General features: G+C 59.3%; 5 protein-coding genes and 1 pseudogene. 5 read left to right on the forward strand and 1 reads right to left on the reverse strand.

Annotated elements, in window-relative coordinates; translation table 11 throughout:
* The 5 genes from cmoA to AAC083_RS03060 form a co-directional block, all read left to right on the forward strand.
* Nucleotides 1-477 (forward strand): carboxy-S-adenosyl-L-methionine synthase CmoA (cmoA, locus tag AAC083_RS03040; protein ID WP_258224583.1); only part of this gene is annotated, 477 nt, incomplete at its 5' end.
* A gap of 3 nt (nt 478-480) precedes the next feature.
* Entirely contained in the window at nt 481-1,458 is a 978-nt protein-coding gene (gene cmoB, locus AAC083_RS03045; RefSeq protein WP_108535783.1) for a tRNA 5-methoxyuridine(34)/uridine 5-oxyacetic acid(34) synthase CmoB, read from the forward strand.
* Nucleotides 1,459-1,510: 52 nt separating this feature from the next.
* Entirely contained in the window at nt 1,511-2,299 is a 789-nt protein-coding gene (locus tag AAC083_RS03050) for an ATP-dependent zinc protease family protein (protein WP_042036880.1), read from the forward strand.
* A 3-nt stretch (nt 2,300-2,302) separates the two neighbouring features.
* Complete coding sequence (locus AAC083_RS03055) at nt 2,303-3,841, forward strand: inactive transglutaminase family protein (RefSeq protein WP_042036879.1); 1,539 nt, start codon at nt 2,303-2,305, stop codon at nt 3,839-3,841.
* Between the two features lie 3 nt (nt 3,842-3,844).
* Nucleotides 3,845-4,810, forward strand: coding sequence for an alpha-L-glutamate ligase-like protein (locus tag AAC083_RS03060; protein WP_042036878.1), 966 nt, complete (start codon nt 3,845-3,847; stop codon nt 4,808-4,810).
* A gap of 148 nt (nt 4,811-4,958) precedes the next feature.
* Here AAC083_RS03060 and AAC083_RS22860 read toward each other — a convergent pair.
* Nucleotides 4,959-5,035 (reverse strand): annotated as a pseudogene (locus AAC083_RS22860) (peroxiredoxin); the annotation flags it as partial.

The following is a 5,035-nucleotide window of genomic DNA, read 5'->3' on the forward strand; positions in this document are numbered from 1 at the left end:
CTCTCCCATCCCATGATCGAACGCGCCCGCGCCCACCTCTCTGGATTCAAATCCGAGGTGCCGGTGGAGCTGGTGGAAGCGGACATCTGCGACGTCGCTATCGAGAACGCCTCCGTGGTGGTGCTCAACTTCACCCTGCAGTTCGTGGACCCCGAAAAGCGGATGACCTTGATCCAGCGCATCTTTGATGGGCTGCGCCCGGGCGGCATCCTGATCCTGAGCGAGAAGTTCCGCTTCGACGATGAGCCGGTCAACGAGCTGCTCATCGATCTGCACCTGGATTTCAAGCGGGCCAATGGCTACAGCGAGCTGGAGATAAGCCAGAAGCGCAACGCCCTCGAAAACGTGATGCGCACCGACAGCCTGGCGATACACAGAGCCCGCCTGCGAGACGCCGGTTTCGTTCACCAGGATCTCTGGTTCCAGTGCTTCAACTTCGGTTCCATGATTGCCATCAAATCCAGCGACACCAACTAAGCCATGATCGACTTTGCCCATTTTTATCAACTGATCGCCAAAAACCGGCTGAGCCACTGGCTGCATACCCTGCCCGCCCAGCTGCACGCCTGGCAACATGACAACCAGCACGGGGACCTGCCGCGCTGGAACCGCGCCCTCAACAAGCTGCCGGTGGTATCCCCCGGACACATAGAGCTGAAAAGCCGGGTCGAGATAGGCGGGGCCGAGAGCCTCGGCGAGGGGGAGCGCAAGAAGGTCGAGAGCCTGCTGCGCCACTTCATGCCCTGGCGCAAGGGCCCGTTCACGGTGCACGGCATCCACATCGACACCGAATGGCGCTCCGACTGGAAGTGGGATCGGGTATTGCCCCATATCAGTCCGCTGGCCGGTCGCTATGTACTGGATGTGGGCTGCGGCAGCGGTTATCACCTCTGGCGCATGGTGGGGGAAGGGGCCAAACTCGCGGTCGGCATAGATCCGAGCCCCCTGTTTCTCTGCCAGTTCGAGGCCATCCGCCACTTTCTCGGCGGCGACCAGCGCGCCCACCTGCTGCCGCTGGGCATTCAGGAGCTGCCAGCGCTGCGCGCCTTTGACACCGTCTTCTCCATGGGGGTGCTCTATCACCGCAAATCCCCCATCGAGCACATAGAGCAGTTGCGCAATCAGCTGAAAGACGATGGTGAGCTGGTACTGGAAACCCTGGTGATCGATGGCGGCGTCAACGATGTATTGGTGCCCACCGATCGCTACGGCAAGATGCGTAACGTCTGGTTCATCCCCTCAAGCACCGCGCTCAAGCTCTGGGTCGAGCGCTGCGGATTTACCGATGTGCGTATCGTGGACGAGAATATGACCAGCACCGACGAACAGCGTCGTACCGACTGGATGATAAATGAATCACTGAGCGATTACCTGGACCCTCAAGACCCAGCGCTCACGGTGGAAGGACACCCGGCGCCGAAACGTGCCGTACTGATTGCCAGAAAGGCCAAAGACTAGCCGATGGCGCCTGTGGAAGTTACACTGACCCAATTCCAGGAAGCACAGTTAAATGAATGACATGAAAAGCAAATTTAAAGGAATGACCCTGCTCTCCCTGCTCAGTCTCGGCGGGTGTGTCAGTATGGAGAAAGCGCCCCCGGTACCTACCTTGACGCTGGCCGAGCTTCGCACCGAGATCACGCTGAGCGAGCAACGTCTGCAAACATCCATGGAACAGCAACAGAAGCAGTACGTGCAGCAACAGCACCTGCTGGTTCAGCTCAACACTGATGTCAACAACATGAAAGAGTCCGTGAAAAAAGTCGATAGCAAGCTCGAATCCTTGCCGCCCGAGCCACCCAAGCCCATGGCGATCCCGACCGAGAAGTGCCAGGCGCCAAGCCAGGGCCACACGGTCGATGGCAAATTGCTGGTCGGTGAAGCCGAGTGGATCTGGGTTGACGCCGCCAATGACGCCTTCCAGGCGCGGGTCGATACCGGTGCCACCACCTCCTCCATCAGCGCCCAGGACATCACCATCTTCGAGCGCAACGGCAAAAACTGGGTGCGCTTCTTCCTGAGCCACCAGGAGATGGATGACAAGATCCAGATCGAAGCGCCGCTGGTGCGTCACGTGCGGGTGCGTCAGGCTTCCGCCGACGACCTCGACCGTCGTCCGGTGGTCCGTCTGGCCGTGCGCATTGGCGACATGACCGAGAAAGCCGAATTTACCCTCAAAGATCGCAGCGACATGACCTTCCCCGTGCTGCTGGGTCGTGAGTTTTTGAAAGACATCGCCGTCGTTGATGTGGCCCGCGAGTATATCCAACCCAAACCCAAGCTCAAGGATGTGAAATAATCCATGGTTTCCCGTAAGCCGTTCTATTTGCTGGTCGCCCTGCTGTACATTGTCGGCTTGGGGATGACGTTTTATCACCACATAGCGTTGGATGTGCCGCTCACGCCCGGTGAAAAGCGCCAGATCTGGTCCATCGAAGCCAAACTGGAATTTGAAGCCACCGGCGAACCTGTGATCGCCTCCTTGGCCATTCCGGGCACTCAGCCCGGTTTCACCCTGATGAACGAGAACGCCGCGAGCCCGGGCTATGGCCTGTCGTTTGTCGAGAAAGACGGTGATGCCCGCGCCGAGTGGTCGATCCGTACCGCCTCTGGCCGTCAGGAGCTCTACTACCGCGTCGACATGATGGCAGATGCCCATGCCAAACCGGCCGCCAACCCGCAGCCGCCGGCTATAGAGAAGCAGATCGAGAGCGAGCCCTACGCCACAGCCATGAAGCAGATCCTGGAGCGTGCCCAGGAGCGCTCTGCCGATGGCTATACCCTGACCCGCGAGATCATCAAGGAGATCGAGAAGCAAGAGCAGAACGCCGAGCTGCTGAAAAAGCACAAGACCCGCGCCAACCTGATCGCCGAGCTGCTCAACAATGCCAATGTACCGGCCCGCGTGGTGCAGGCCCTGAGCCTGGAAGATGGTCGCCGTCGTCAGGAGCTGGTGGATTATCTGCAGGTGTTCAACAACCCGACCGACTACAAGCTGTTCAATCCGCAGACCGGTGAACAGGGCCGCCCTGCCAACCTGCTGCTGTGGGAGTACAACTCCGGCGCCCTGCTGGACGTGACCGGTGGCCACAACTCCCGTGTCACCTTCTCGATGATCGAGCAGGAGCAACCTGTCAACGTGGCGCTGGCCCAGAAATTCGAGAAGTCCGATATTCTCAACTTCTCCATCCACGGCCTGCCGCTGGAAGAGCAGACCCTGTTCAAGGGCTTGCTGCTGATCCCCATCGGTGTGCTGATGGTGGTATTCCTGCGGGTTATCGTCGGGATCAAGACCTCCGGCACCTTCATGCCTGTGCTGATCGCGGTCGCCTTTATCCAGACCCAGCTGATTACCGGTCTGGTGGGTTTCCTGCTTATCGTCGGGACCGGCCTCATCATCCGTTCGTACTTGTCGCGGCTCAACCTGCTGCTGGTGGCACGGATATCGGCCATCATCATCATGGTGATTTCGATGATCGGCATCTTCTCCGCGTTCGCCTTCAAGCTGGGGCTGACCGACGGCATGAAGATCACTTTCTTCCCGATGATCATCCTCTCCTGGACCATCGAACGTATGTCCATCCTGTGGGAAGAAGAGGGCTCGAAAGAGGTGTTCCGCCAGGGTGGCGGCTCCCTGCTGGTGGCCGTCATCGCCTACCTGGCGATGGACAACGAACTGATCCGCCACCTCACCTTCAACTTCCTCGGCCTGCAGTTGGTGCTGATGGCGACCGTGCTGCTGCTGGGTAACTACACCGGCTACAAGCTGAGCGAGCTCAAGCGTTTCAAACCGCTGGTGAACGAGATCAAGTCTGGCGCCACCCCAGGTAAGGACAAGTAACAGATGTGGTTCTGGGAAAAATACACCACCCCGTGGAGCCTGTCCCAGGCAGGCATCCTCGGCATGAACAAGCGTAACCACTCCTACATCAGCCGCTACAACCCGCGCAGCCTCTATCCCCTGGTGGATGACAAGCTGCAGACCAAGCGCATCGCACTGGATGCGGGGGTGACTGTGCCGGAACTGATCGGGACCATCCGCGCCCAGCACGACGTGACCCGCATCACCACGCTGGTCAAGGATTGGCCGGGTTTCTGCATCAAGCCGGCTCGCGGTTCGGGCGGTAAAGGGATCCTGGTGATCCTGCGTCAGCAAGATGGTCTCTTCTACAAACCCAACGGTAGCGCCAGCAACGGTCAGGATCTGGAGCGCCATGTTTCCAACATACTGGCCGGTCTCTATTCGTTGGGCGGCAAGCCCGACGTGGCGCTGGTGGAGGGCCTCATCAACTTCGACGATGTCTTCGATGGCTACTCATTCGAAGGGGTGCCCGATGCGCGGGTGATTATCTTCAAGGGCTTCCCCGTGATGGCCATGATGCGCCTCTCCACCGCCGCCTCCGACGGCAAGGCGAACCTGCACCAGGGCGCCGTGGGCGTGGGCCTGTGTCTGCGCACTGGCCGGGCACTGCGGGCGGTGCAGTTTGGCAATCCGCTGCGTCATCACCCGGATACTGGCCTCGATCTGTATGAACTCAAGGTGCCCCACTGGGACACACTGCTGACCCTGGCGGCCTCCTGTTACGAAATGTCGGGCCTTGGCTACATAGGCACCGACATGGTGCTGGACAAGTTCCGCGGCCCCATGCTGCTGGAGCTCAACGCCCGACCGGGCCTCGCTATCCAGATCGCCAACGGTCGCGGCCTGGTGCCCAATCTCAAAACCATAGAGAAGCTGGGCCAGGTCAAGATGAACGTGGAGCAGAGGGTCAACTTCGCCAAGGATCACTTCGGTATCTTCGACGAATAGCCTGACGACCTGACTCGCAACAGCGCGCCTGTAGGCGCGCTTTTTTATGGCTGACATTCGGCCAGGTAACGAGCACCGACGCAAAAAAAAGAGAAAAAAAAACCGATGCCTTGGCATCGGTTTTTCAGTATCCAGTACGCAGTCGTTATTACAGGGACGCAGCGTTCTCGGACAGATACTTGGCAACGCCATCCGGAGAGGCGGTCATGCCTTTTTTGCCTTTTT

The sequence above is a fragment of the Aeromonas sp. HMWF014 genome (assembly GCF_963878295.1).
GTDB lineage: Bacteria > Pseudomonadota > Gammaproteobacteria > Enterobacterales > Aeromonadaceae > Aeromonas > Aeromonas popoffii.

Excerpts from the sequence above, each read along its gene's own strand:
- cmoB (WP_108535783.1), top strand. The coding sequence starts at position 481 with ATGATCGACTTTGCCCATTTTTATCAACTGATCGCCAAAAACCGGCTG.
- AAC083_RS03060 (WP_042036878.1), top strand. The coding sequence starts at position 3,845 with ATGTGGTTCTGGGAAAAATACACCACCCCGTGGAGCCTGTCCCAGGCA.
- AAC083_RS03050 (WP_042036880.1), top strand. The coding sequence starts at position 1,511 with ATGAATGACATGAAAAGCAAATTTAAAGGAATGACCCTGCTCTCCCTG.
- AAC083_RS03055 (WP_042036879.1), top strand. The coding sequence starts at position 2,303 with ATGGTTTCCCGTAAGCCGTTCTATTTGCTGGTCGCCCTGCTGTACATT.